The sequence below is a fragment of the Mixta sp. Marseille-Q2659 genome, from assembly GCF_940807255.1.
In the GTDB taxonomy this organism is placed as follows: Bacteria; Pseudomonadota; Gammaproteobacteria; order Enterobacterales; family Enterobacteriaceae; genus Mixta.
The window spans coordinates 14,708-40,768 of the sequence record NZ_CALNWY010000032.1 but is presented as its reverse complement, the minus strand read 5'-3'; the positions used below and the strand labels follow the sequence as shown (position 1 = coordinate 40,768).

The window sequence follows — 26,061 nt, the reverse complement described above, 5'->3', positions numbered from 1 at the left end:
AGGAAGATGTTCCAGCGACGGAATCGCGCCTGGTAAGGTATTCAGGCGGCTTTTATGCGGCAGCGCGCTGCCAAAGTCCGGCATGGCGCGGATCAGCGCCTGAGTATAAGGATGATGCGGCGTAGCAATCAGATCCTGGCTGGCGGCGGTTTCTACCGTCTGGCCGCAGTACAGCACGTTAATACGGTTAGCCCACTGGCTCATGGTGCGCAGGTCATGGCTGATCAGCAGAATCGTGGTGTTGTTATTCTGGTTAAGGCGGCTCAGTAGACGGAAGATTTGCGCCTGAGTGGTTGGCTCCATCGCGTTGGTCGGCTCGTCCGCGATCAGCAGGCGCGGTTGATTGGCCAGCGCAATGGCAATCATCACTTTCTGGCATTCCCCTTCGGTCAGCTCATAGGGATAGCTGCGCATAATATCTTTATGATCTTTAATGCCGACGCGGTGCAGCAGCTCAATGGCGCGTGCGTGCCGCCAGCGAAAACGCTGATACCAGCGGCCTTTCCAGGTCCAGCCGGGGATTGCCTGCATCAGCTGACGGCCAATCCTTTCCGACGGATCCAGACAGGATTGCGGCTCCTGAAAAATCATGGAAACGTTATGGCCGACAATGCGGCGGCGTTCACGCGGCGAGAGGCACAGCAGGTCAATATCATTAAAGCGCATGCGATCGGCGCTGACGCGCCAGTTATCTTTGGTTACGCCGCAGATGGCTTTAGCGATCGGGCTCTTACCTGAGCCTGATTCGCCGACCAGCCCGCGGATTTCGCCTTCGTTCAGCGTCAGGTTAACCCGATCCACCGCTTTCACCGGCCCGTCGGCGGTCATAAACTCAATGGTCAGGTTACGAATATCAAGTAACGGCATTATTCCACTCCCGCCACGATGGCGCGGCGAACCCCGTCGCCCAACAGATTAATAATTAATACGCTCAGCATAATCGCGGCGCCGGGCAGCATCACCGCCCATGGCGCAACATAGATCAGTTCCAGCGCGTCGCCCAGCATCGCGCCCCACTCAGGCGAGGGCAGCTGCGCGCCAAGATCGAGAAAGCCGAGCGCGGCAATATCAAGAATCGCCATGGAAAGCGCGCGGGTGAATTCACTCACCAGCAGCGGCAGAATGTTCGGCAGAACGGCATGCCAGAGGATCGCTTTATTGCTGGCGCCGTCGAGCCGCGCCGCCACAATATAATCTTTTTCCAGTTCATCGTGGACGGCGGTATAAATCGCCCTGACCAGGCGTGGCAACAACGCCAGCCACACCGCCAGCAGAGCATGTTCCAGCCGCGGGCCGAGAAAGGCCACCACTACAATCGCCAGCAGCAGCGACGGAATCGACAACAGCGTATCGAGAATATGGTTCATCACCGCCGAGCGCAGCCCGTGCGTAATGCCAGCTAACACGCCCAGCACCACCGCGCACAATGCCGCCGCCAGGGTTACCAGCAGCGCGGAGCCTACGGTTGGCGTGGCGCCGCTGAGCAAACGGCTCAGCACATCGCGGCCTAAATCATCGGTGCCGAGAAAAAAGGAGACGTCGCCGTAGCGAGACCAGGAGGGCGGCAGCAGCTGATAGCCGAGAAACTGCTGATCAAGACCGTAAGGCGCCAGCCAGCTGCCGAACAGGCAGAGAAACAGCAGGGCGATAAAACCGTAAAAGCCCACCATCGCGCTGGTATCATGGTAAAACAGCCGCCAGGTATGGCGGAACGGGCTGGGAAGACGCTTTTCGGCATAGATATTATCGGCGGGCATAGATCCCCACTTTGCATGGTTTTTGCATGCTCTGATTTTCTTTAATTTTTGACTTCATATCAATAACATAAGTCGATTTTGCAGTTTTAAATGCCTACGGCTGCCGGGCTGGCATAGCCCTGTTTTAGGGCTTTTGTGACCGTCGCACTGTAATGTGACCGGAAGTGTACACGTGCTGACAGATATAAGCTTAGAAAGACTCGCGAAAAACGCTGAGACAAAGTCGAAGTCATTTCTGATTCTCTCAGGTTGAACGTCAGGCTATCGGTTTCCGGGGCGTTCTGTTCTTTTATCGCTACACCGATGGCAGGGAAAACCTGTACAGCTTAGCATAGGTGGCTTCCCCCCTGTACCCTTGTCTCAGGCGAGAACGGCGGCGGGCTTAGCCACTGGCAATGGGTTTCGCGAAAGGGCTGGGTTAACTGAAAAGAGAATCGGCTGACCATACAGCCTGTGGCAATGACGCCCGTACTTATAAAAAAGGCCTGGAGATTAGCGATCATTTCATACCATCAGGGAAAATAATGAAAAGAGACACCTTATTTAAATATGTGCTTGAAAACTACAGCGCTGAGCCGGAGTACCTTTGGCGCAAATTTCCGAACTATGCTGTTCTTCGCCATCATAACGGCCGCAAATGGTTTGCGCTGGTTATGAATGTTGCTGGTTCAAAGCTGGGGCTCAGTAGTGAAAATGAGTTAGACGTACTGGTCATCAAGGTAAGACCGGAATATATCGGCTCCCTGCGCAAAAAAGAGGGCATTCTTCCCGCCTACCATATGAATAAAGAACACTGGATAAGCATACCGCTCTCAGGCCCGCTCCCGGACGCAGAGATTTATGAATTGCTTGCTGACAGTCATGTGCTTACCTCGCGCTGAGTAATCCCAAAGCTGACGCATCTGTTTACCGGTAGCGGCATAAAATACCTATTCGTGCCGGTATTAAACCCTGCCTGATAACAGGTTTTATCACTTTGACAGAAAAGATAAGCTGCCTGGTGACTGTATTGCATTGCATTGCAGTTCGTTCGGGTTATGAAACAGACGGCTTATTGTTGCTCTGATTGACAGGTATCCATTGTCTTTAATCTTGTAACGAATCAACCGGGAAGGGCTGAATAATTTCACGTCCCGTGGCTTTCCTGTGACGATTGGTGTCACGTAAAGAGTATGCGCAACCGCAATATTCCTGGCGGTAAAAGCCTTCCGCTTTGGTGATTTCAGCTGTCCTCGTCGAGCCGCCATTCTTTCTCCAGTTATGATCCCAGTAAGTAACACCCGCTATTTTTTCAACAGCGCGCAGGCCGCATTCATTAACCTGCTGGAGATTTTTCCATCTGGATATGCCAAGTGTGCTGGTTATAACCTGGTAGCCATGTGCAGCAGCATATCTGGCCGTTTGCGCCAGACGAATGTCAAAACATACGGTACAGCGCTTTCCCCGCTCGGGTTCAAATTCCAGCCCCCGGGTGCGCTGAAACCACATCTTTGGATCATAGTCATCGTCTATAAAGGTTATCCCCAGCTTCGTCGCATACTTTTGACTCTCATTTTTACGAGCCAGATATTCCGCTACTGGATGTATGTTCGGATTGTAGTAATAGATAGTGAAATCAATTTCAGACTGCATCAGCGCTTCTATTACGGCACTGGAGCAAGGTGCGCAACAGGTATGAAGCAGGAGTTTTTTCGAACCATTAGGTAGTTTTAGAGACGGTGTTACGGACTTATTCATCGGTATCTTTATAAACGTACAAAGGGGGATAATATCCCACTGGATAGTGACTAACAGGCGAGCCGATCAAAACATACGAAAAGGCATGCTTTAACGGCCAGGTTATTTCGCTTTCGATATAACTGAGCCGTAAGGCTTATTCGTGATAGTAAGGAATATCAACAGGAAAAAGATTTGTCATGCTCAGAAGCCTACATTGAACGAGGCGCCGCTGTTCTGCATACCAGTAGGAAAAAACGCCCGAAGCCTGGTTGTAAATCATCTGATCCAGATTGGCAAATTCAATCATTAGCAGTGGGCCTTTACGGGAATGACCACCGCCCGTTTCGAATTGATCCTTATCCCATGATTCTTGCGTATGTTCGTAGCGATGCAGGATCACTTCTATTTGTCCACGCTGTGGGCAAAACAGCTTAATATCACTGTTATCAAGTGAAAAAGCGAAGGACGGTTTGGCCAGGAATAACAGGAGAGCAAAAATTAAACCGTGTTTCATTATCTGGATGCCTAAATTTCCTCTTACTATTGATGACTTTATGACTACGCCGATGATATATCTTTGCGCATAATCATTCTGTCAGTTTGATTGTTGTCGATATATACAGCCAAAAAAAACGAACGTGGTGATATGAAATGCTTCGATGGTTACAGCGTTACAAAGATACGCCGGACATGGCCTGTTGACGTGTTACCGCTCCTCGCCAGCTAAATCGAAGCGGTTTAGGGTTCGCTATAAGCGGAAATCGGATTAAAGATGAGCAAAAGTTCGACATCGTCAAAGCGCCAGCCCTGCTACCGCAGGGCATACCATTCCTTATGTTTCAGCGGGGTGGTCATGGCGCCCAAAATATCGGATAGCACGTTGACAATAATCACCAGACTGCCCACCACCATAACGCCGGCGGAAATCGCCGCATAATCCTGCTGGCGAATAGCGTTAATCAGCCAGCGTCCGAGGCCAGGCCAGCTAAATACGATTTCGGTAATCATTGCCAGCGTCAGCATGGTGGCAAACTGCAGGCCGAGGCGCGGGATCACCGGCGGCAGCGCGTTATGCAGGACGTGGCGGCGGATTACGGTGAAACGCGACAGGCCGCGCGTGGCGGCCGCTTTGATATAGTTCGCATCGATCACTTCGCTGGTGCTGTTGCGCAGCAGGCGTATCACTTCAGTGGTAGGCGCGATCGCCAGCGTGGTGACCGGCAGCACCATATGCAGCGCCACATTGATCAGCATCTCTTTGCGCCACGGCGAATCGCTAATAAAGGCGTCAATCAGCGCGAAGCCGGTGACTGATTTCATCTGATACAGCAGATCGATACGCCCGCTTACCGGCAGCCAGCCGAGATTCAGCGAGAAAAAGAGCGTTAGCAGCAGCGCCAGCCAGAACACCGGCATCGAAAAGCCGAGCAGGGAAAAGGCGCTGATTGCGCGATCCTGCCACTTGTTGCGCATCACGCCAGCGATAATACCCAGCGGGATCCCCACCAGCAGCGCCAGACTAAAGGCGAGAATACACAGCTCCAGCGTGGCGGGAAAAACCTCGCGCAGCTGTAGATTGATCGACTGGCCGTTAATGCTGGAAACGCCGAAATCGAGCTGCAAAACGCCGGTAAACCAGAACCACCAGGCATCGAGCAGGGAAGCGCCCTGCAGCGGCGCGTGCGGCGTAAAATAGCTCAGGCTGAAGGCCACCAGCGTCAGCATAAACAGCGTGACCAGCAGCAATACCAGTCGGCGCAACGTATAGATAATCACGGTTTCGACTCCTCGCCGTTATCACGATGAACGCCTGCGAAAGAGGCATTGCCAAACGGACTTAACACCAGGCCTTGTATATTGTGTCGATAAGCCTGCAGGCGCAGCGAAGAGGCGAGCGGCAATACCGGTAGCTCCTGCGCCAGAATCTGCTGGGCCCGATCGTAGTGTTCAATACGCGCCGCCAGCTGTTGCGACAACAACGCCTGATGCAGCGCGTTATCAAAATCAGTATTGCACCAGTGCGCGTAGTTAGTCTGGGAATTAATCGCCGCGCAGCTCAGCAGCGGCCGGAAAAAACTGTCTGGATCGTTACTGTCAGTGGCCCAGCCGGTCAGCGTCAGATCATGATTCATCTGCATCAGACGCGCTTCCTGGAAACGGCCTTCCACCGCTTTAATCGACACGCGCACGCCGACCTGCGCCAGATCGGCCTGAAGCAGCTCGGCGGTCTTCAGCGGGCTGGGATTCCAGGACTGCGAGGCAGAAGGCACCCACAGCGTCAGTTCCAGATTCTCCAGCCCCAGCGCTTTCAGCATTGCCCGCGCCTTATCAGGATTATATTCGGTGACGCTCGCATCGCTATCGTAAGCCCAGGAGGCGCGCGGCAGCACTGACGCCGCCGTTTCCGCCGTACCGTAATAAATTGATTCCATCAGGCGCTCATTATTAATCGCCAACGCCAGCGCCTGACGCACCTCTACGCGATCGAGCGGCGGCTTGCGCGTATTAAACGCCAGGTACGCAATATTCATTCCCGGGCGCAGCGTCAGCCGCAAACGGGGATCGTCACGCAGAATCGTCAGCTGGCTGGCGGCCGGATAGGCGAGAACGTCGCATTCGCCGGTTAGCAATTTCGACAGTCGGCCGGTGCCGCCCACGCCCATATCAATCACCACCTGCGGCATGCGCGGCAAGCCTTTCCAGTAATGCGGGTGACGCTCCAGGCGGACATATTGTCCGGCGCGATATTCATTCAGCATAAACGGCCCGGTGCCGACCGGCTGGCGATCCAACTCTTCCTGACGATCGCGTGCTTCCAGCTGCTGTGCATACTCCGCGGAGAGAATCGGCGCGTAGTGCGTCGCCAGATGCCATAAAAAGGAGGCGTCCGGGTTTTTCAGGCGGATCTCTACCGTGTCGTCATTGATTTTTTTGACGCTTTTTACCGCGTCGGCATATTGCAGGCTGTCGAAATAGGGATAGTCACCGCCGTTGATGTTATGCCAGGGATGATGGCGATCGAAAATACGGGCAAAGCTGAACACCACATCGTCCGCATTCATGCTGCGTCCCGGCGTAAACCAGGCGGTTTTCTGGAAGGCAACGCGGTGGCGCAGATGAAAACGGTAAGTCGCGCCGTTATCCAGCGTTTCCCAGCGTTCGGCCAGCTCTGGGATCAGGCGATAGGTATAGGGATCGACATCAAGCAAGCGGTCATAAAGCTGCGCCGAAAGGGTATCAACCACCAGGCCGCTGCTGGCCAGCTGAGGATTAAAGGTATTCATAACGCCGCTAACGCAGTAGACGAAACCGCTGTTACGAATATCTTCAGGCGTCGCGGCGTGACCGGCTGCGCTGATCAACAGAAGTCCTGACAACAGCCTGGATAAGAGTTTCAACATAGGAAGTTAATATTCAATGGGTGACAGGGCAGAGTGTATCGCACTCTGCAGGTTGTCCCAAAGTTTGGCGGGACGGCCGCTGTTTTTTCCACCATTTAACCTGTGTTGCGCGCGAATAGGCTCAGCTTTTATATGGAAATGAGAAAAATTCTCAACAAAGAGCTTTACAAAGTATATTGAGAATGATTACTATTCTCCTGCGCTTCAACGGTGGCTCTACCGAAGAAGGCACGACATTGCTCACATTGCTTCCAGTATTACTTGCCCGCCGATGCGGGCTTTTTGCCTGCGATTCTGGCAGCCAGTTACCCTTCACTATTTAATCTTCTGGGAAATTTCAGATCTGAAGCGCTTTTCGCGATCTTTAATTCAGTCGCGCTTAGTCTGTACGGGATGACAACACTAAGGAGCGTCGTATGAAAATAAAAGCTGTTTTACTGCTGGCTGGGCTGGGCATGATGACAAACGCGCTGGCGGAAGCACCGCGCAACCCGATAAGCGTTCATGTGCTTAACACGCAACCGGTAAACCCTCGGCGGGCGTAAAAGTCGATCTGGAGCAGCAGCAGGGCGGTAAATGGGTACGGCTGGCGAGTAAAACCACCGATACCGATGGGCGTATCGGCGCCTTCTGGCCCGATGGCAAAGCGTTTACCGCTGGAGAATATCGTGTGACTTTCCATACCGGTGACTATTTTCACGGTCAGCAAAAGGAGACCTTTTTCCCGGACGTGCCGGTGAACTTCCAGGTCGCCAATACTCAGGAGCATTACCATATTCCGCTGCTGCTGAGCCAGTATGGATTTTCCACCTACCGCGGCAGCTGATTCGCACAGAGTAAAATGACTTCTGATAGCGGTATAAGAATACCGCTATTAAAACAGATTCTCTTTTTCTTCCATGTCCGCTTAATAATCCCACTAATACACTTTACCCGTCGATTAAGGTTATTCTGAAAATAGCCTTCTCTGCTTTATTCACCCGCTGTGAAACAATATGCGAAGAATTTTATTTGATGATGGTCAAAGACGCTCATCTTTTTTGGCGTATTTTTGTTGGCCGGGAAAGCCTCTCTGCACCCGTGCGGTGTAAGCAATAAAAATAATGTTAACAAGGACGCCAGATAAATTGGGTGTTACTAATCAGTAAAGGTGGATGGCTATTATTTTTGGTCATCTGTCAATTGAAAGGATAAATATGGTTATTTCAATACAATTATTACGCGCCATAGCAGCATTGATGGTGGTTTTACATCATATTGCGATTAAGGGTGCGCAGTATCATACCGGCGCGTTGAGCGATTATCATATTGGTTACTTTGGGGTAGATCTGTTTTTTATTATTTCTGGCTATATTATGTGCCACTCGGTAACCAACAGGCCTATGAACTTCCGCCAGTTTATGCAGCATCGCATTAAAAGAATTATTCCGTTGTACTGGGCGGTTACCGCCGCTGCAATGATTATTTATCTGCTGGCGCCCTCAATGGTCAATTCCTCCGGCGGCGAGACAAGCATCTTCTCGTCCTGGACGCTGATTCCGCTGGGTAATAAGCTACTGGTGAATAATGGCTGGACGCTAAGTTATGAGTTCCTTTTTTATATTATCTTTGCCGGCTGGTTAATTTCTGCATCAGTAAACCGGCAAATTATTCTTTCTTCCGTTACGCTGAAGTTACTGGTGGCTGTAGGCATTATTTTTCAACCACAACATCCTACGCTGAAATTTATAACCAACGAAATAGTTATCGAATTTATTTTAGGGATGTTAGCTTTTAAAATAATACAAACGAAAACATTATCCATAAAAATTTGCCTGTTGCTCCTTTCGCTCGGGTTAGTTCTTTTAATATTGCAAAATCAGTTGGGGATTATTGAGGACGTTACCGGCAGAACCATTAGTGCAGGCATTCCTGTGTTTTTGGTCTTTTTAGCCGTGGTCGGGATGGAGCCGGTAATAAATAAAACCGCTTTTCCTGGAAAAAAGGCCGCCCTTTTAGTAGGGGACGCATCCTATTCTATTTATCTGACGCATCCTTTTATCCTTTCGCCAGCCGCACTGGTATTGCATAAACTTCATCTGACGCATTACAACGCGCTATTTGTTCTGCTGATGTTTGCCGGAGCGGTTATTACCGGAATTGTATCATGGCGCCTGATCGAACAGCCGATCAATGCCTACTTCAAACGGGGAAAAATACCCCCGGCGATGTTGAAGCAGAGCCTTGGCTAACGCCACTGTAGCTGTTCACCCGGCCTGGCGCGGCGTTATGTCATGCTTTTTCACCATGGCGCGCCACTGGTGATAGGTTACGCCTAACAGCTCCGCCGCCCGGCGCTGATTATATTTTGCCTGATGCAGGCTCTTTTCCATCAGCGCTTTTTCCTGCAGCTGCTGCCACTGCCTGAGATCGAAAGGCAGGGAAGGGAGACCGTCGGCAAGCGGCTGGGGGGAAAGTGGCCCAGAAGAAAGCGCGTCCGCAGGCTCCTGGCCAGCAAGCGGGCTTGCGGAGGATGCGCTCGCAATCTGTGGTTCGGGCTGCGGCGTAGCGTCCGCCTGACGCGGCGCAAAAGGGTTAATAATAATTTCATCCAGCTCTTCATCGGTGGACGCGTGACGATAAACCGAGCGTTCCACCACATTCTTCAACTCACGAATATTTCCCGGCCAGCCGTAGCCGAGCAGCGTTTGCTGCGCGTCATGGGAAAAGCCGGGAAAGAGCGGTAGCCCCAACTCACGGCACATCTGAATGGCAAAATGATCGGCTAACAACAGAATGTCGCTGCGGCGTTCGCGTAGCGGCGGCAGCTGCACCACATCAAACGCCAGCCGATCCAGCAGGTCGGCGCGAAAGCGGCCCTGTTGCGCCAGCAGCGGCAGATCGGCATGCGTTGCGCAAACCAGCCGCACATTAACCTGCAATGACTGATTGCCGCCAACGCGCTCCAGCTGTCCATACTCAATAACGCGCAACAGTTTCTCCTGAACCAGCATCGGCGCTGTCGCCAGTTCATCCAGAAACAGCGTGCCGCCGTCGGCGCGTTCAAAACGTCCCAGGTGACGCTGACGCGCGCCGGTAAACGCGCCCGCCTCATGACCAAACAGCTCGGAGTCGAGCAGGTTTTCATTTAGCGCGGCGCAGTTTAAAGAAATAAATGGCCCCTGCCAGCGGTCGGAAAGATAGTGCAGGCGGCTGGCGATCAGCTCTTTACCGGTGCCGCGTTCGCCAATCACCAGTACAGGTTTATTTAACGGCGCCAGGCGCGATACCTGTTCCAGCACCTCCAGAAAATTGTTCGCTTCGCCCAGCAGGTTTTCGTTCGCTTCACTCATGGTTAAATTGACCATTATTTAGTTTATTTGGCTAATATAGAAGGGCTTCTTTAAAAGTCAAAATAAAAAATATAATAAAATCAATTAAATAAAAGTTGGCACGGAACTTGATATATATCCTGTGCAAAGCGTCATTAAGCGCTAAAAACTGGAGGAGTTAATTATGGGTATTTTTTCTCGTTTCGCCGACATCGTAAACGCCAACATCAACACGCTGCTGGATAAAGCTGAAGATCCACAAAAAATGGTGCGCCTGATGATTCAGGAGATGGAGGATACGCTGGTTGAAGTGCGTTCCACTTCGGCACGCGGCCTGGCAGAACGTAAACAGCTGCTGCGTCGTATCGAACAGGCGCAAACTCAGCAGAATGAGTGGCAGGAAAAAGCTGAACTGGCCCTGCGTAAAGATAAAGACGATCTGGCCCGTTCCGCGCTGATTGAAAAACAGAAACTGACCGATCTGATTGCTACGCTTCAGCAGGAAGTTACGCAGATCGATGAGACGCTGGCGCGGATGAAAGGCGAAATCGCCGAGCTGGAGAAAAAGCTGGGTGAAACGCGCGCGCGTCAGCAGGCGCTTACGCTGCGTCATCAGGCGGCGTCTTCATCACGCGATGTGCGTCGTCAGCTGGACAGCGGCAAAATTGACGATGCTATGGCGCGCTTTGAATCTTTCGAACGTCGTATCGACCATATGGAAGCAGAAGCAGAAAGCCATCGCTTCGGTAAAAGCAAAACGCTGGATCAGCAGTTTGCCGAACTGAAAGCAGATGATGAAATCGGCGAGCAGCTGGCGGCGTTGAAAGCAAAAATGAACCGCAGCGAATAACAGGATAGCCCGCCCTGTTACATGCAGGGCGCTGATCCTTTTAAGCCGTTTTGCCCGAAGGGCGATAACATCAAGGAGAGAGAATGAGCGCACTATTTCTTGCCATACCCCTGACCATTTTCGTGCTGTTTGTCGCGCCGGTCTGGCTATGGCTGCACTACAGCAACCGTCAGAATGGCGCCAGCCTGTCCTCAGGCGATATGCAGCGCCTGCAACAGCTGACGCAGGATGCGCGTCGGATGCGTGAACGTATTCAGACGCTGGAAGAGATCCTTGATGCGGAACACCCGGAATGGAGGCAGCCATGAGTAAAAGCCGTTTTAGCGGAAAGAAGCTGTGGCGTATTCCACAGCAGGGTAAGGTCAAAGGCGTCTGCGCCGGGATCGCCCACTATCTGGAGATCCCGGTGACGCTGGTTCGCGTCATCGTCGTCCTGTCGATGCTGTTTGGCCTGTTTATGTTTACGCTGGTGGCGTACATCATCCTCAGCTATGCGCTGGAGCCGATGCCGCTGCACGCCAGTGAAGAAGCGGCTCCGCTGCGGGCAGATGAGCTGCTCGACGCGCTAAGCGATGAAATGGCGCAAAATGAAAACAAGCTGCGTCAGCTTGAGCTTTACGTCACGTCGGAAACCTTTAGCGTACGCAGCCGTTTTCGTCAGCTTTAATGCCGGGCTGCGTCGGCGCTCAGCCCGACCAGCCGGTAATCCATCACTAAGGGGACGTATGTCGAATTTTCGTCAGCGCGCCACGCGCGCCACGCCGGTGCTGAAACGCGCAGGCAAACAGTTACTGATTCATGGTCTGATGCTGGCGCCCGTCGGCATCAGCGGCTGGGCGGTAAAAGCGGTCGCCCGCCGTCCGTTACGCCTGCTCATCGCTTTTGCGCTGGAGCCGCTGCTGAAAAAGGCTGCTAACCGTCTCGCTTCCCGTCTGCGCTAAGCAGCGCCAGCGCGCCGTCGTTATTTACGCGGGCGCGCCTCCCGTTATCCGTTCTTTTCCTTAATGCAGTACACTGGATCACTCTGCCGGGAGCCCTGATAATCTCCCGGCTTATTCTTGATGCCGCAGGGACGAGCCTGATGAAACGAATTCAAAGCGAACTGACAGCACTGATGAACCGCAGCGTGGATCGTCATTTACGGCTGGCGGTGACCGGCCTGAGCCGCAGCGGAAAAACCGCTTTTATTACCTCATTAGTTAATCAACTGCTTAATATTCACGGTGGAGCGCGGCTGCCGCTCTTCTCGGTGGCGCGCGAAGATCGTCTGCTGGGCGTGAAACGCGTACCGCAGCGCGATATGGGCATTCAGCGCTTTACCTACGATGAAGGGCTGGCGCAGCTGTACGGCGATCCGCCCGCCTGGCCGACGCCGACGCGCGGCGTCAGCGAAATGCAGCTGGCGCTGCGCTTTCGCTCGCAGGATTCCCTGCTGCGCCATTTCAAACAGACGGCGACGCTCTATCTGGAGATTGTCGATTATCCGGGCGAATGGCTGCTCGATTTGCCGATGCTGGCACAGGATTATCTCAGCTGGTCACGCCAGATGAACGGCCTGCTACAGGGCGATCGGGCGGAGTGGGCGGCTGAATGGCGGCAGCTCTGCGCGACGCTCGATCCGTTGGCGCCAGCTGATGAAAACCGGCTGGCCGCGATAGCCGATGCCTGGACGCGCTATCTGCTGCGCTGCAAACAGGAAGGATTGCATTTCATTCAGCCGGGGCGCTTTGTGCTGCCGGGCGATATGGCTGGCGCGCCGGCGCTGCAGTTTTTCCCGTGGCCGCAGCTGAAAGAGGGCGATGAAGCCCGGCTGGCGCAGGCCGATAAGGGCAGCAATATCGCCATGCTGCGCGCCCGCTACGATTACTACTGTCAGCACGTCGTCAAAGGTTTTTATAAAAATCACTTCCTGCGCTTCGATCGCCAGATCGTGCTGGTGGATTGCCTGCAACCGCTGAACAGCGGGCCGCAGGCGTTTAACGATATGCGCCTGGCGCTGACGCAGCTGATGCAAAGTTTCCATTACGGGCAGCGCACGCTGTTCCGCCGCCTGTTTTCCCCGGTGATTGATAAGCTACTGTTCGCTGCCACCAAAGCAGACCATATTACTGCCGATCAGCATGCCAACCTGGTGTCGCTGCTGCAGCAACTGGTACAGGATGCGTGGCAAAACGCCGCCTTTGAGGGCATTAATATGGATTGCCCGGGCTGGCTTCGGTGCAGGCGACGCAAAGCGGCCCGGTGGATCATCAGGGCCAACAGATCCCGGCGCTGCGCGGTCATCGTCTCAGCGACAGCGCGCCGTTAACCGTCTTTCCGGGCGAGGTGCCGTCGCGCCTGCCGGGCAGCGCTTTCTGGCAACAGCAGGGATTTCATTTTGAACAGTTCCGGCCGCAGCGGCTGGACGTGGATCGACCGCTGCCGCATATCCGCATGGATGCCGCGCTGGAATTTTTACTGGGAGATAAACTGCGATGAACCAACCGCCATTAAAACCGCGCATCGATTTTGCGCAACCGCTATCCAGCGAAAAGCCGGATGCGCTGAAACCGGCGCAGCATTTCACCGAGGCGGAGCTGCATTTTACTGCACAGCAGGAGGACGATGCGCTGATCATCGAGCCTGCCGATGAACGCCTGTTGAGGCCGCGCTCGCTAAGCGCAGCATCTGGCGTCGCATGGTAATGGCCGGGATCGGTCTGTTTGCCGCCAGCGCGGTGGCGCAGGGCGTGCAGTGGATGGTCGATGCCTGGCAGCATCAGGCCTGGTTTTCCCTCGGCGCCGGCGCCGCTGGATTGCTTATCGTTCTGGCGGGCGCCGGTGCGCTGGTAACGGAGTGGCGTCATCTTTATCAGCTGCGTCAGCGGGCGGAAGAACGCGAAACAGGTCGCGAGCTGTTAAACAGTCACGGTATGGGACGCGGACGGGAATTTTGTGAAAAACTGGCGCAGCAGGCCGGACTCGATCAGGGGCATCCGGCACTACAGCGCTGGCAGGCGTCGCTGCATGAAACCCATAACGATCGGGAAGTGGTGGCGCTCTATGCACAGCTGGTGCAGCCGGTACTCGATCGGCAGGCGCGCGCCGAGATTGGCCGTAACGCCGCCGAAGCGACGCTAATGATCGCCGTCAGCCCGCTGGCGCTGGTTGATATGGCCTTTATCGCCTGGCGCAACCTGCGCATGATTAACCGCATCGCAGCGGTATATGGCATTCAGCTCGGCTATTTCAGCCGGCTGCGTCTGTTTCGCCTGGTATTACTGAATATCGCCTTTGCCGGTGCTTCTGAACTGGTGCGTGAAGTCGGCATGGACTGGTTGTCGCAGGATTTGGCCGCCCGGCTTTCCGCGCGTGCAGCGCAGGGCATCGGCGCAGGACTGCTGACGGCGCGGCTGGGCATCAAGGCGATGGAGCTGTGCCGTCCGCTGCCCTGGCTTGACGATCGTCCGCAGCTGGGCGATTTTCGGCGTGAGCTGATTAATCAGTTAAAAACCACGCTGCAGTCACGCACAGCAAAAACCGACAAATAGAAAGCCTGTTAATAAATCTGACCGCCGCTGAACGCTCAGCGGCATAAAAGCGGAAAAATAAGCGGCTTTTCCCACCACCATTCTGGCAGACGTCACTAATTTGTTATAAACCTCTAAAAAATGGCGGAAGCGCATGATTATCGCTAACACTTTCGCTACACTCCGTGACGTTGTAGCCGGTCTCTGTCAACTTATCCTGACAGAGCGCTTCTGGCTTACTGCAAGTTGACGTATTATTTCATCACTCGCTGTTACCAAACTCCATAAGGCCTACCCAATGCGTTTGGAAGTCTTTTGTCAGGACCGAATTGGTCTCGCCCGTGAACTGCTCGATCTGTTAGTGGAACGCAGCATCGATTTACGGGGCATCGAAATTGCGCCGATTGGCCGCATTTACCTCAGTTTTTCCGCTATCGCTTTTGAGCAGTTCAGCCAGCTGATGGCGGAAATTCGCCGCATTCCGGGTGTTACCGATGTGCGCACCATTTCCTATATGCCGTCGGAGCGTGAACATCGCGCACTGAGCGCGTTGCTGACCGCTATGCCGGAACCGGTATTTTCCATTGATATGAAAGGCAAGGTCGAGCTGGCTAACCCGGCGGCGCAGAGCCTGTTCGGTCTGGATGAGCATAAAATTCGCAATAGCACCGTGGCGACGCTGGTCACAGGCTTTAACTTCAGCCGCTGGCTGGAGAGCGAGCGTATCGAAGCGCAGACGCAACGCGTCGTCATCCAGGGGCGAGACTTCCTGCTGGAGGCGCGCCCGGTTTATACCGCTGAAGAAGAGGGTGCCACGCTGCCGGTGGGCGCCATGGTAATGCTGAAATCAACCGCGCGCATGGGGCGGCAGCTGCAAAATCTGGCGGTCAATGATGACAGCGAGTTTCAGCACATTGTGGCGGTCAGCCCCAAAATGCGTCAGGTCATCGAACAGGCGCGCAAGCTGGCGATGCTCGACGCGCCGCTGCTGATTGTGGGCGATACCGGCACCGGCAAAGATATGCTGGCGCGCGCCTGCCATTTACGCAGTGCGCGCGGGAAAAAGCCATTCCTGGCGCTGAACTGCGCCTCGCTGCCGGATGATGTGGCGGAAAGCGAGTTGTTCGGCCATGCGCCGGGTGCCTATCCCAACGCGCTGGAAGGGAAAAAAGGCTTTTTTGAGCAGGCTAATGGCGGCTCGGTGTTGCTGGATGAGATTGGCGAGATGTCGCCGCGCATGCAGACCAAACTGCTACGTTTTCTTAACGACGGCACCTTCCGGCGCGTCGGCGAAGAGCATGAGGTTCACGTTGATGTGCGGGTGATCTGCGCCACGCAGCGCAATCTGACCGAGCTGGTGCAGCGCGGTGAATTCCGCGAAGATCTCTTTTATCGACTCAATGTCCTGACATTAAACCTGCCGCCGTTGCGCGATCGCCCGCAGGATATTCTGCCGCTGACCGAACTGTTTGTGGCGCGCTTTGCCGATGAGCAGGGCGTGCCGCAACCGCGACTGTCGCCGCAGCTGAACGCATTTCTGACACGCTATAACTGGCCGGGCAACGTGCGTCAGCTGAAAAACGCACTTTATCGCGCGCTGGCGCAGCTGGAAGGTTATGAACTGCGTCCGCAGGACATTATGTTGCCGGAGTTTACCGAACAGCTGGCGCTGGATGAGCAGGCGATGGAAGGCTCGCTGGATGAGATTACCAGCCGCTTTGAGCGTTCGGTGCTGACGCGTCTCTATCTCTCCTATCCCAGCACGCGCAAGCTGGCGAAAAGGCTGGGCGTTTCCCACACCGCTATTGCCAATAAGCTGCGTGAGTATGGGCTGAGCCAGAAAAAGGGCGAGCCGGAAAGCTAAACGCGGCATGCTCATGCCGATCACGGGCGCCTTTTGGCGCCCGTTGATTATGTCGGTTTTTATTCGACCTCATCGACAGCCACATTTCCCCTTGTTTACTTTGAAAAACGCCGGATGCGAGCGTGCAGAACAAGAATGGAAAATAATCAAAGCGACGTGCAGCGCTAATTGAAATAAAGCGGGAACATATAACCGAAGGGATAAGTAAATTTCGCCCCCGGGCGGGGGCGAAAAACGCGCGTTATTATTTCAACGCCGCCAGCGCCGCATCGTAATCCGGCTCAGTGGTAATTTCATTAACCAGCTGGCTGTAAACAACCGTATCGTTCTCATCCAGCACCACGACCGCGCGCGCCGTCAGGCCCTGCAGCGGACCGTCAGCAATCGCTACGCCGTAATCATCTTTAAAGTTGCCGCCGCGCAGCGTGGAAAGGGTCACCACGTTGGTCAGCCCGTCGGAGCCGCAGAAGCGCGACTGGGCAAACGGCAGATCGGCAGAAATACACAGCACGACGGCATTTTCCATTTCGCCTGCCAGCTGATTAAATTTACGCACGGATGCAGCGCAAACGCCAGTATCAATGCTGGGGAAAATGTTCAGCACTTTACGTTTGCCAGCGTATTCAGAAAGGGAGACGTCAGCCAGGTTTTTTGCTACCAGCGTAAAGGCCTTCGCTTTTTCTCCAGCCTGCGGCAGCTGACCTGCTACGCTAACCGGATTGCCCTGAAAATGTACGGTCTGAGACATAATCTATCCTTTTACTTTTGTTTAACAAGGTTAACAGTGTAAAGGAACCCGCAAAGGTGAGACAGTGAAATTATAGCGTAGACAACGCACCCCTGGGCACGCCACTGCGCCGTCGGTTTATCACCGCTGCGGCAATCAAGCCCACTGACAATCTTCCTGAGAATGAGAGAAAAAGATGAGGACGGTTAAAGTTTATCCCGAAGCATGGCCGCTTAATAAGCCCTTTGTGATTTCGCACGGCAGCCGAGAGCAGGCTGGCGTGGTGGTGGTTGAACTGGAAGAAAACGGCGTTAAGGGCGTGGGCGAATGCACCCCTTATCCGCGCTATGGCGAGAGCGAGGCGTCGGTGCTGGCACAAATCAGCCTGCTGCTGCCGCAGCTGGAACTGGGCATGACGCGCGAAGCGCTACAGGATGCGCTGCCCGCGGGCGCAGCGCGCAATGCGATTGACTCAGCGCTGTGGGATCTCGCCTGCCGTCAGCAACAGCGCACGCTCTGCCAGCAGTTAAATGTCACACTGCCCGACAAAGTGAAAATGGCGCAAACCGTGACGATTGATACGCCGGAATCAATGGCCAGTAGCGCGCTGGCGCTGTGGGAGAATGGCGCCGGGCTGTTAAAAATTAAGCTGGACGATCATCTGATTACCGAACGCCTGATGACAATCCGCAGCGCGGTGCCGGAAGCCCGCCTGATCGTTGACGCCAATGAATCCTGGCGTAGCGAAGGGCTGGCGGCGCGCTGTCAGCTACTGGCCGACCTCGGTGTGGAAATGCTGGAACAGCCGTTACCGGCCAGCGATGATGAAGCGCTGGCAAACTTTATCCATCCGCTACCGATTTGTGCGGATGAAAGCTGCCATACTCGCGGCAACCTGACGGCGCTGCGTCAGCGTTATGAAATGATCAATATCAAGCTGGATAAAACCGGCGGTCTGACCGAAGCGCTGGCGCTGGCCAGCGCGGCGGAAGAGGCGGGATTCACTCTGATGCTGGGATGCATGCTCTGCACATCGCGCGCGATCAGCGCCGCGCTGCCGCTGGTGCCGCGCGCGCGCCTGATCGATCTTGACGGCCCCACCTGGCTGGCGGTGGATGTGGAGCCCGCTCTGCGCTTCGGCAGCGGAGAAATTGACCTGACGGCGGTCAATTAAAGCAACGCGCCGACAGAAATATTCATTGCGCCTGCCAGCTCAGCAGCCCGGTTAAGGCGGGCAGATAGCGCTCTTTCGCCTCATCGGCAGAAATGGGCGGCAGCTCGACGGTAATGCAGGGCAGCGCGAGGTCGGCGCACCAGCTACCGAACGAACCGGGCGTACTGTAGCCGACGCTGGAGACCAGCGGCAGGCCCATTTGCGCCGCCAGCCAGCTACCGAGTGGGCTGGACTGTGGATCTTCAATACAGGCCAGCGGTTCATGCAGCGAAACCACCCAGGCGGGCCGCAGCGTATGGATCAGCTGGCACAGCGCGGCGGTTTCGGGCTCCGAAGCGGCCTTTGTGCCGGTTGAGAGCCGCACGTCCCGCTGTCCGGCGGCGCTGTTCCAGCGATAAACCGTTTCCCCTTTCTGCCAGTTGGCGGCGGGAAAGTTGCGATTCAGATCCACGCCGTTGGCATTAGCGCGCAAACCAAGCTGGCAGCCGTCGGGATTGACCGCCAGCACCACATGATGCCGCTGATGTTGCGGCAACAGCGTGCGCAGCGCGCAGGAGAGCGTAACGATCGCTGCCGTTTCATCGCCATGCGTCCCCGCCAGAATCAATCCACTGTCGCCATCGCCCTGCGCCGCCGGAAACCAGAGCAGCGGCGCGCCCAGCGCCGATCGGCCATAGCGCCGCATTTCCGCCGTGAGCGCCCCGCGCCGTGGCCGTGGCTGTTGCATTGTCATCATTCGCTCCTGTGAAAAAGGTCGCAGAACCGGCGGTGCGGCAACCGGCAATAAGCAAAATAGCTGGTTCGGGATCAATTATTTGCGCTAGAGTGCCGGTTAGCATACGCCACCAATACGCATTGCCGGACCGGCAGCTTTAAGGGTAGGACAAGATGAAATCATTTCGCATGACGCTGGGCGCGTTTTTAATCGCAACGCTTTTTCCTCCGCACAGGCGGCGCAGGTGCCGCCCGGCACGGCGCTGGCGGAGCAGCAGGAAATTGTGCGTCATATTAAAGATGAGCCGGCCTCGCTCGATCCGGTTAAAGCGGTCGGGCTGCCGGAAATTCAGGTGATTCGCGATCTGTTCGAAGGGCTGACCAACCAGGATGCGCAGGGCAACATCGTGCCGGGCGTGGCGCAAAGCTGGCAGAGCAGCGATAACCAAAGCTGGATATTTACGCTGCGTCAGGATGCGCGCTGGTCAAATGGTGAGCCGGTGACGGCGCAGGATTTTGTCTATAGCTGGCAGCGGCTGGTCGATCCTAAAAACGGTTCAACCTTTGCCTGGTTCGCCGGGCTGGCGGCGATTCAGAACGCCGGGGCGATTACCCAGGGCAAAATGGCACCGGAAAAGCTGGGCGTGACCGCGCTGGACAAGTGGCATCTGAAAGTCACGCTCGATCGGCCTGTGGCCTTCTTCCCCAGCCTGACGGCCAACTTCAGCCTCTTCCCGGTGCCACAACAGGTTATTGAGAAGTGGGGCAATGAGTGGACGAAGCCCGGCAATCTGGTGGGCAACGGCGCTTACCAGCTCCAGTCGCGCGTGGTTAACGAAAAAATTGTGCTGGTACGCAATCGCCACTACTGGGATGACGCCCATTCGGTGCTGAGTCAGGTCACTTTCGTGCCGATTAATGAGGAATCCAGCGCCACCAAACGCTATCGTGCCGGTGATATTGATATTACCGAGTCCTTCCCGAAAAACCTGTACGGCATGCTGAAGAAGAGCATTCCGAATGAGGTTTATACGCCCGATCAGTTAGGCACTTACTATTACGCTTTTAATACGCAGCGCGGGCCGACCGCCGATGCGCGCGTGCGTCGGGCGCTCTCCTGGAGCATCGATCGACGGATTATCGCAGAGAAAGTGCTGGGCACCGGCGAAAAGCCCGCCTGGCATTTTACACCGGATGTAGTGGCTGGCTTTACGGCGAAGCCCTCTATTCTGCAACAGCATTCGCAGGCGGAACTGAATACCCAGGCGAAAGCATTACTGGCGGCGGCAGGCTATGGCCCGACCCGACCGCTAAAGCTGTCGCTGCTGTATAACACCTCTGAAAATCATCAAAAAATCGCCATCGCTATCGCCTCAATGTGGAAGAAAAACCTGGGCGCCGAAGTGAAACTGCAAAATCAGGAGTGGAAAACCTATATCGACAGCCGCAACAGCGGCAATTTTGATGTGATTCGCGCTTCATGGATTGGCGATTATAACGAGCCCTCTACCTTCTTAAGCCTGTTGACCTCCAGCCACAGCGGTAATATCGCTAAGTTTACATCGGCGGATTATGATGCGGTGCTGGCCAAGGCGAGCCGTGAAAACAGCGCGCAGGCACGTAACGATGACTATAACCGCGCCGAGCAGATTATTGACGAGCAGGCGCCCATCGCGCCGATTTATCAATATACCAACGGGCGGTTAATCAAGCCCTGGGTAAAAGGCTATCCGATTAACAACCCAGAAGATGTTGCCTACAGCCGTCAGCTCTATATCCTGAAGCACTGATCCTTTCGCCAGCGCTGCTGGCACCTGCAACCCTGGGCTTTCGCTCGGGGGGCATTCACGCCTTCTTCAAAATGTCCTGTCGCTGTGAGCGTGCGGCAGGGCGATCCGTTGGCTGTTCGCCCTGGCCATAAATCCGCTGGCCTGAGAGATTGATTCTGCCTGGCGGCAGGCTAGACTGTAGCGTTTGCATTCCGTTGATTATGAGGCATGACGTGAACGTCATTGAAGGAAAAGCGCTACAGGTTTCGGACGCGATTATCGCCTGTCAGCTTGACGGGCAGGGCGGTCTGATTCCCATTGAGGATAAAGATGTCATTCACTGTGAGCGCCCCTGCTGGCTTCACCTGAACTATACCCATCGGGGCAGCGCCGAATGGCTGGCCTCGACGCCGCTAATTCCGGATGCGGTACGCGATGCGCTGGCTGGCGACAGTATGCGCCCACGCGTCAGCCGTCTGGGCGACGGTTTTATGATTACGCTGCGCAGCGTGAACCCCAACAGTGACTCGCGCCCGGAACAGCTGGTGGCGATTCGGGTTTTTATCAACGATAAGCTGATCGTGTCTACCCGTCGCCGTAAGGTGAACGCCATTGATGAAGTGCTGACCGAACTGCAAAACGGCAATGGTCCGGTAGACGGCGGCAGCTGGCTGGTGGAGCTGTGTGATGTGCTGACCGATCACACCAGTGAATTTATTGAAGACCTGCAGGATAAAATTATCGAGCTGGAAGATGCGCTGATGGATCAGCGTATTCCGGCGCGCGGCGAGCTGGCACTGCTGCGCAAACAGCTGATTGTGATGAAGCGCTATATGACGCCGCAGCGCGATGTCTATGCGCGGCTGGCAAGTGAAAAGCTGGGCTGGATGGACGATGACGAACGTCGACGTATGCAGGAGATTGCCGATCGCCTTGGACGCGGCCTTGACGATCTCTCCGCCAGCATCGCCCGCACCGCAGTGTTGGCCGATGAAATTGCCTCGATCATGCAGGAGGCGATGAACCGACGCACCTATACCATGTCGCTGCTGGCGATGATTTTCCTGCCGACCACCTTCCTTACCGGGCTGTTCGGCGTTAACCTGGGCGGCATTCCCGGTGCTGAAAGTCACTATGGCTTTGCGATTTTTTGCCTGATGTTAGTGCTGTTGGTCGTGGGCGTTGCGCTCTGGTTGCACAAGCGTAAGTGGCTCTAGGGATTGCGCGGGCAATAGTAGAAATGCGGAAAAAAGCTGATCGACGTCAATAAACGTCGGGCAGGGCTGGGGCAAACTTTCTCTCGCAGGTGAATGCAACGTCAAGCGATGGGCGTTGCGCTCCATATTGTCTTACTTCCTTTTTTGAATTACTGCATAGCACAATTGATTCGTACGACGCCGGTTTAACAACCGGCTTTTTTTTTGCCGCTTCGCCATCAACCAATTATTTCTCCTAAGCTTAGCTAACAAGCTAACTGAGGAGGAAAATATGTTGACTACGTCGATATCCAACCAGATTTCTGCTTCCGACCCGATTCCTACCGATCCGGTTCCCGTCCCGGAACCTATTCCACAGCCGCAGCCTGTTCCCGATCCGATGCCGGATCCTGAGCCTATCCTCGATCCGCCGCCGCATATGAAATAGCCCACTGGCTTCCATACCGGCCAGGTATGGAAGCCCGGAAACTTACCTGAGTTCGACAATATCGAGACGCTGGCTCGCGGTCTCCTCATCTTCTTCCGGCTGCCAGCCCACCGGCTGGAGCGGCAGGGATTCACGATCGAAGGCGAGATCGCCGCCATCCACCACTTCGCTGCCGTGCTTAATCGCTTTAAAATCAAACAGAGAGGTATCAGCCAGATGCGACGGCACTACGTTTTGCATCGCGCTGAACATGGTTTCAATTCTGCCCGGGTAACGCTTATCCCAGTCGCGCAGCATCTCCGCAATCACCTGACGTTGCAGATTAGGCTGCGAGCCGCACAGGTTGCACGGAATAATCGGATACTGGCGCGCAATCGCAAAGCGCTCAATATCCTTTTCACGGCAGTAGGCCAGTGGACGAATAACGATATGTTTACCATCGTCGCTCATCAGCTTCGGCGGCATGCCCTTCATTTTTCCGCCGTAGAACATATTCAAAAACAGCGTTTGCAGGATGTCGTCGCGGTGATGGCCCAGCGCAATTTTGGTGCAGCCGAGTTCGCTGGCGGTACGATAGAGAATGCCACGACGCAGACGCGAACAGAGCGAGCAGGTGGTTTTCCCTTCCGGGATTTTATCTTTAACGATACCGTAGGTGTTTTCTTCTACGATTTTATATTCGACGCCGATCGAGTCGAGATATTGCGGCAGTACATGCTCCGGGAAGCCGGGCTGTTTTTGATCGAGATTGACTGCCACCAGCGAGAAGTTAATCGGCGCGCTCTGCTGAAGGTTACGCAGGATCTCCAGCAGGGTATAACTGTCTTTGCCGCCGGACAGGCAAACCATGATCCGATCGCCTTCTTCGATCATATTAAAATCGGCGATAGCCTCGCCCACATTGCGGCGCAAGCGCTTTTGCAGCTTGTTGATATTGTATTGCTCTTTTTTATTAACTGTTTGATTATCTTGCATTTTCTAGTGTCTCAGGAACCAAAAGGGCATTTAAAGGCAACGCTTTACCGCGCCGGTTTGACGTTCAGCGTATCCTTCTGTGCGCCGGCAGATCTTCCATTTAAATAAATCGATGCTGTACAGCCTTTACGCGTTCTTCTGTCCCATCCGGTTGACGATGAAGTATCAATTGGCGCCGACAGATAACCGCCAATATGCGAAAGTATGGCGCGTATGGTACGGATTACGCCGCCGAATTCCAGCAGGTTTTACCGCAGCCTTCTCTCTGCTCTGCCGACCGGGAATGAATAACGGGTTTTATGAGCATCTTTTGGCTGGCGGGCAATAAAAGCAATATGCCGTTTTCGCCCTGGCAACGTTAATGGTCTTGATGCACAGGGCGTGTTCAGGGCGCGCATCGGCAGGTTTTTATCATGTATACATCAATCAGCCCGTTAAAGGGATACGGGCTGCGGTAGTGGATGGCAATTTATTTGAAGACAGAAAATTTCTTCGTAACAGGCGCCATTTTCTCCGTATCGCCATAAATAGCGATGGCAATAAACTCCAGCGCTTCAAATGCAGCCTCTTTGGTTGCCTGAATTTGTTGCTCTGTCGATTGCCCCAGCATAGTGGTCGTAAAAAAGTTGTAGAGCAGCCCGGTTTCACGACATTTCAGAACAGCATTGCTTAACTGATTACTGTTTTTGGCCTGCAGGATCACTACCGGATAATGACTCAGATAAGCACTTAATCCGCTCGTTTCATTTGGATAGTCGTGGAAGACCTTTTCCTCAGCTTTTTGCATGATTCCTGCGGCTAAATGGCCCGTGGCATTCATCAGCAATGCGGGATCCATTGTCCGGTTAACGATGATGTAGAGCTTTTTCTGATTATCTTCAAACATCCAAAATCTTCCTCACTATCTGGCTACTTTTCCGGGAAAAGCATAAAGGATTGCTGCCCGGATTATGTTGTGCAGGATCAGGGCAGAAAAGATGTGGCTTTACCGCTGCGTATTGATCACCGGTTAACAGAGGGTTTTCAGTAAATTCTTTAAGCGAAACGAGAGGATTCCTGGTGACTTTTGCTGAATAAAATTACGTAAAAAGATGTTTCACAGCTCGACGCATGGTTAAACGTCGCTTATGCTGGCGAAGCCTTCATTTAAACTATTCCCGGAGCCCGACACACATGAAAGCAGCCACCTTTCTGCTTGCCGGCGCTGCGCTGCTGCTTAGCGCGTGCAGCAACAGCGACAACGAACCGCCGCAACAGGCGACCGCCGCCCACGTTCCACCTAAAGTATCTATGTCCTCGCTGGCGGAGAGTAACTGTGCCAGCGCGGGCGGCACCCTGGCATTTTCACGTCAGCTGGACGGTAGCAGTACGGGAATGTGTCAGTTAGCGAACGGTCGTCGCTGTAGCGAAAGCGCGCTGGAAAGCGGTAGCTGCGCGCGCTTTTAACATGTCGGCGCGCATAGCGCGCGCCGGACGTTATGACTGGCTGCTGACCTCATTTGGGCAGGCTTCGCCTTTAGCCAGCTGCTGCAGGTTGGAAAGGGTGGTTTCAGAAATCGCGGTGAGCGCTTCCGCAGTCAGAAATGCCTGATGGCCAGTAAACAGCACGTTGTGACAGGCAGAGAGGCGGCGGAAAACATCATCCTGAATCACGTCGTTGGATTTATCTTCAAAGAACAGATCGCGCTCATTTTCATAAACGTCCATCCCCAACGAACCAATTTTCTGCTGTTTCAGCGCGTCAATCGCTGCCTGCGAATCCACCAGGCCGCCACGGCTGGTGTTGATAATCATCACGCCATCTTTCATCTGGCTGAAGGCGGCGGCATCCAGTAAATGGTGGTTCTCCGGCGTCAGCGGACAGTGCAGCGTAATGACATCGGACTCGCGGAACAGGGTTTTGATATCGACATATTCCGCGCCCAGATCCAGCGCCTGCGGGTTTGGATAAGGATCAAAAGCCAGCAGACGCATGCCAAATCCTTTCAGAATCCGTAGCGTGGCGATACCGATTTTACCGGTCCCGATCACGCCGGCAGTACGGCCATGCATATTAAAGCCGATCAGACCTTCCAGCGAGAAGTTAGCATCGCGGGTTCGTTGATAGGCGCGGTGGATGCGACGGTTAAGCGTCATCATGATGCCTACCGCATGCTCCGCCACCGCTTCCGGCGAATAGGCGGGAACGCGTACCACCTTTATGCCCAGCTCTTTCGCCGCTGCTAAATCGACGTTATTAAAACCAGCGCAGCGTAGCGCGATAATTTTGACACCCTGGGTGCTAAGGATTTCCAGCACCGGGCGGCTGGCATCATCATTCACGAAAATACAGACGGCTTCGCAGTTGACGGCGTTAATGGCGGTACGTTCGGTGAGCAGAAAATCAAAGTACTCAATCTCGAATCCAAAACGCTGATTCACGTTATCGAGATATTTTTTGTCGTACTGTTTGGTGCTGTAGACCGCAAGTTTCATTGTCGTCTCCTTAATATTGTCTCCTTCTTATTCTAGACTGGCTGCCATCGGGCGTAACCATTAATCTGCCGCCTGCGTGCGTTGGCAGAAAAGCGCAGCGAAACCTTCACCCACCATGATGAACATGACATCATAGCCGCCGGGATTTTTTACAGAACAGGACCGTTATGGCA

The 26,061-nt window shown here is 54.4% G+C and carries 24 protein-coding genes and 4 pseudogenes; 15 read left to right on the top strand and 13 right to left on the bottom strand.

Going from position 1 to position 26,061, the window contains the following annotated elements; translation table 11 throughout:
• Together P3C52_RS17795 and sapC are read right to left on the bottom strand one after the other, a co-directional pair.
• The coding region (locus tag P3C52_RS17795) for an ATP-binding cassette domain-containing protein (RefSeq protein WP_275556259.1) at positions 1-867 on the bottom strand (867 nt) is incomplete at its 3' end.
• Positions 867-1,757: a putrescine export ABC transporter permease SapC gene (gene sapC, locus P3C52_RS17790; RefSeq protein WP_275556258.1), complete on the bottom strand. Its 891-nt coding sequence runs from the start codon at positions 1,755-1,757 to the stop codon at positions 867-869. The genes P3C52_RS17795 and sapC, both read right to left, overlap by 1 nt.
• Before the next feature lie 524 nt (positions 1,758-2,281).
• Here sapC and P3C52_RS17785 point away from each other — a divergent pair.
• The gene (locus P3C52_RS17785; RefSeq protein WP_275556257.1) at positions 2,282-2,638 is read left to right on the top strand and encodes an MmcQ/YjbR family DNA-binding protein; all 357 of its coding nucleotides are present in this window, start codon (positions 2,282-2,284) and stop codon (positions 2,636-2,638) included.
• A gap of 205 nt (positions 2,639-2,843) precedes the next feature.
• Here the strand turns inward: P3C52_RS17785 and P3C52_RS17780 are convergent, their stop codons facing one another.
• From P3C52_RS17780 to sapA, 4 genes are all read right to left on the bottom strand, one after another.
• Positions 2,844-3,494 carry an epoxyqueuosine reductase QueH gene (locus P3C52_RS17780; RefSeq protein WP_275556256.1) on the bottom strand — a complete coding sequence of 217 codons (651 nt, stop codon included), beginning with the start codon at positions 3,492-3,494 and terminating at the stop codon, positions 2,844-2,846.
• Positions 3,495-3,630: 136 nt separating this feature from the next.
• The gene (locus P3C52_RS17775) at positions 3,631-3,993 is read right to left on the bottom strand and encodes a hypothetical protein (protein WP_275556261.1); all 363 of its coding nucleotides are present in this window, start codon (positions 3,991-3,993) and stop codon (positions 3,631-3,633) included.
• 293 nt (positions 3,994-4,286) lie between these two features.
• Complete coding sequence (sapB, locus tag P3C52_RS17770; RefSeq protein ID WP_275556255.1) at positions 4,287-5,252, bottom strand: putrescine export ABC transporter permease SapB; 966 nt, start codon at positions 5,250-5,252, stop codon at positions 4,287-4,289.
• Entirely contained in the window at positions 5,249-6,877 is a 1,629-nt protein-coding gene (sapA, locus tag P3C52_RS17765; RefSeq protein WP_275556254.1) for an ABC transporter substrate-binding protein SapA, read from the bottom strand. Before sapA ends, sapB begins: the two co-directional genes overlap by 4 nt.
• 416 nt (positions 6,878-7,293) lie before the next feature.
• Here sapA and uraH point away from each other — a divergent pair.
• Together uraH and P3C52_RS17755 are read left to right on the top strand one after the other, a co-directional pair.
• Positions 7,294-7,703 (top strand): annotated as a pseudogene (gene uraH, locus P3C52_RS17760) (hydroxyisourate hydrolase).
• 328 nt (positions 7,704-8,031) lie between these two features.
• On the top strand, positions 8,032-9,108 hold the full coding sequence (locus tag P3C52_RS17755; RefSeq protein WP_275556253.1) for an acyltransferase: 1,077 nt from the start codon (positions 8,032-8,034) through the stop codon (positions 9,106-9,108).
• 15 nt (positions 9,109-9,123) lie between these two features.
• Here P3C52_RS17755 and pspF read toward each other — a convergent pair whose 3' ends face one another.
• Complete coding sequence (gene pspF, locus P3C52_RS17750; protein ID WP_275556252.1) at positions 9,124-10,209, bottom strand: phage shock protein operon transcriptional activator; 1,086 nt, start codon at positions 10,207-10,209, stop codon at positions 9,124-9,126.
• 163 nt (positions 10,210-10,372) lie between these two features.
• Here pspF and pspA point away from each other — a divergent pair, with 163 nt between their 5' ends.
• The 7 genes and pseudogenes from pspA (at position 10,373) to tyrR (ending at position 16,410) form a co-directional block, all read left to right on the top strand.
• Complete coding sequence (gene pspA / locus P3C52_RS17745; protein ID WP_275556251.1) at positions 10,373-11,038, top strand: phage shock protein PspA; 666 nt, start codon at positions 10,373-10,375, stop codon at positions 11,036-11,038.
• 83 nt (positions 11,039-11,121) lie between these two features.
• Positions 11,122-11,346, top strand: coding sequence for an envelope stress response membrane protein PspB (pspB, locus tag P3C52_RS17740; protein WP_275556250.1), 225 nt, complete (start codon positions 11,122-11,124; stop codon positions 11,344-11,346).
• The gene (pspC, locus tag P3C52_RS17735; RefSeq protein ID WP_275556249.1) at positions 11,343-11,705 is read left to right on the top strand and encodes an envelope stress response membrane protein PspC; all 363 of its coding nucleotides are present in this window, start codon (positions 11,343-11,345) and stop codon (positions 11,703-11,705) included. The genes pspB and pspC overlap by 4 nt, the downstream gene beginning before the upstream one ends.
• 58 nt (positions 11,706-11,763) lie before the next feature.
• Positions 11,764-11,979: a phage shock protein PspD gene (gene pspD / locus P3C52_RS17730; RefSeq protein ID WP_275556248.1), complete on the top strand. Its 216-nt coding sequence runs from the start codon at positions 11,764-11,766 to the stop codon at positions 11,977-11,979.
• A 140-nt stretch (positions 11,980-12,119) separates the two neighbouring features.
• Positions 12,120-13,516 (top strand): annotated as a pseudogene (locus P3C52_RS17725) (YcjX family protein).
• Positions 13,513-14,567: pseudogene (locus tag P3C52_RS17720) on the top strand (TIGR01620 family protein). Before P3C52_RS17725 ends, P3C52_RS17720 begins: the two co-directional pseudogenes overlap by 4 nt.
• Positions 14,568-14,844: 277 nt before the next feature.
• The gene (gene tyrR, locus P3C52_RS17715) at positions 14,845-16,410 is read left to right on the top strand and encodes a transcriptional regulator TyrR (protein ID WP_275556247.1); all 1,566 of its coding nucleotides are present in this window, start codon (positions 14,845-14,847) and stop codon (positions 16,408-16,410) included.
• A gap of 244 nt (positions 16,411-16,654) precedes the next feature.
• Here tyrR and tpx read toward each other — a convergent pair whose 3' ends face one another.
• Positions 16,655-17,158, bottom strand: a complete 504-nt coding sequence (gene tpx, locus P3C52_RS17710) for a thiol peroxidase (protein ID WP_275556246.1) — start codon at positions 17,156-17,158, stop codon at positions 16,655-16,657.
• Positions 17,159-17,333: 175 nt separating this feature from the next.
• Between tpx and ycjG the strand changes: the two genes are divergently transcribed.
• Positions 17,334-18,311 carry an L-Ala-D/L-Glu epimerase gene (gene ycjG, locus P3C52_RS17705; protein WP_275556245.1) on the top strand — a complete coding sequence of 326 codons (978 nt, stop codon included), beginning with the start codon at positions 17,334-17,336 and terminating at the stop codon, positions 18,309-18,311.
• A 22-nt stretch (positions 18,312-18,333) separates the two neighbouring features.
• Here ycjG and mpaA read toward each other — a convergent pair whose 3' ends face one another.
• On the bottom strand, positions 18,334-19,044 hold the full coding sequence (gene mpaA / locus P3C52_RS17700) for a murein tripeptide amidase MpaA (protein WP_275556260.1): 711 nt from the start codon (positions 19,042-19,044) through the stop codon (positions 18,334-18,336).
• A 160-nt stretch (positions 19,045-19,204) separates the two neighbouring features.
• Here mpaA and P3C52_RS17695 point away from each other — a divergent pair, with 160 nt between their 5' ends.
• The 3 genes from P3C52_RS17695 to P3C52_RS17685 all read left to right on the top strand — a co-directional run bounded on the left by P3C52_RS17695 (position 19,205) and on the right by P3C52_RS17685 (position 22,438).
• On the top strand, positions 19,205-20,815 hold the full coding sequence (locus P3C52_RS17695; RefSeq protein ID WP_343252031.1) for an ABC transporter substrate-binding protein: 1,611 nt from the start codon (positions 19,205-19,207) through the stop codon (positions 20,813-20,815).
• 212 nt (positions 20,816-21,027) lie between these two features.
• Positions 21,028-22,011 carry a zinc transporter ZntB gene (gene zntB / locus P3C52_RS17690; protein ID WP_275556243.1) on the top strand — a complete coding sequence of 328 codons (984 nt, stop codon included), beginning with the start codon at positions 21,028-21,030 and terminating at the stop codon, positions 22,009-22,011.
• A gap of 271 nt (positions 22,012-22,282) precedes the next feature.
• Positions 22,283-22,438 carry a hypothetical protein gene (locus tag P3C52_RS17685; protein WP_275556242.1) on the top strand — a complete coding sequence of 52 codons (156 nt, stop codon included), beginning with the start codon at positions 22,283-22,285 and terminating at the stop codon, positions 22,436-22,438.
• A 42-nt stretch (positions 22,439-22,480) separates the two neighbouring features.
• Here the strand turns inward: P3C52_RS17685 and ttcA are convergent, their stop codons facing one another.
• From ttcA to P3C52_RS17670, 3 genes and pseudogenes are all read right to left on the bottom strand, one after another.
• Complete coding sequence (ttcA, locus tag P3C52_RS17680; protein WP_275556241.1) at positions 22,481-23,413, bottom strand: tRNA 2-thiocytidine(32) synthetase TtcA; 933 nt, start codon at positions 23,411-23,413, stop codon at positions 22,481-22,483.
• 168 nt (positions 23,414-23,581) lie between these two features.
• Positions 23,582-23,683 (bottom strand): annotated as a pseudogene (locus tag P3C52_RS17675) (hypothetical protein); the annotation flags it as partial.
• Between the two features lie 199 nt (positions 23,684-23,882).
• Complete coding sequence (locus P3C52_RS17670; RefSeq protein ID WP_275556240.1) at positions 23,883-24,299, bottom strand: DUF2000 domain-containing protein; 417 nt, start codon at positions 24,297-24,299, stop codon at positions 23,883-23,885.
• 287 nt (positions 24,300-24,586) lie between these two features.
• Between P3C52_RS17670 and P3C52_RS17665 the strand changes: the two genes are divergently transcribed.
• Positions 24,587-24,859, top strand: coding sequence for a DUF333 domain-containing protein (locus P3C52_RS17665; protein WP_275556239.1), 273 nt, complete (start codon positions 24,587-24,589; stop codon positions 24,857-24,859).
• Between the two features lie 30 nt (positions 24,860-24,889).
• Here P3C52_RS17665 and P3C52_RS17660 read toward each other — a convergent pair whose 3' ends face one another.
• A complete protein-coding gene (locus tag P3C52_RS17660; RefSeq protein WP_275556238.1) occupies positions 24,890-25,888 on the bottom strand; it encodes a 2-hydroxyacid dehydrogenase in 999 nt (332 codons plus the stop codon).
• Between the last annotated feature and the right edge of the window lie 173 nt (positions 25,889-26,061).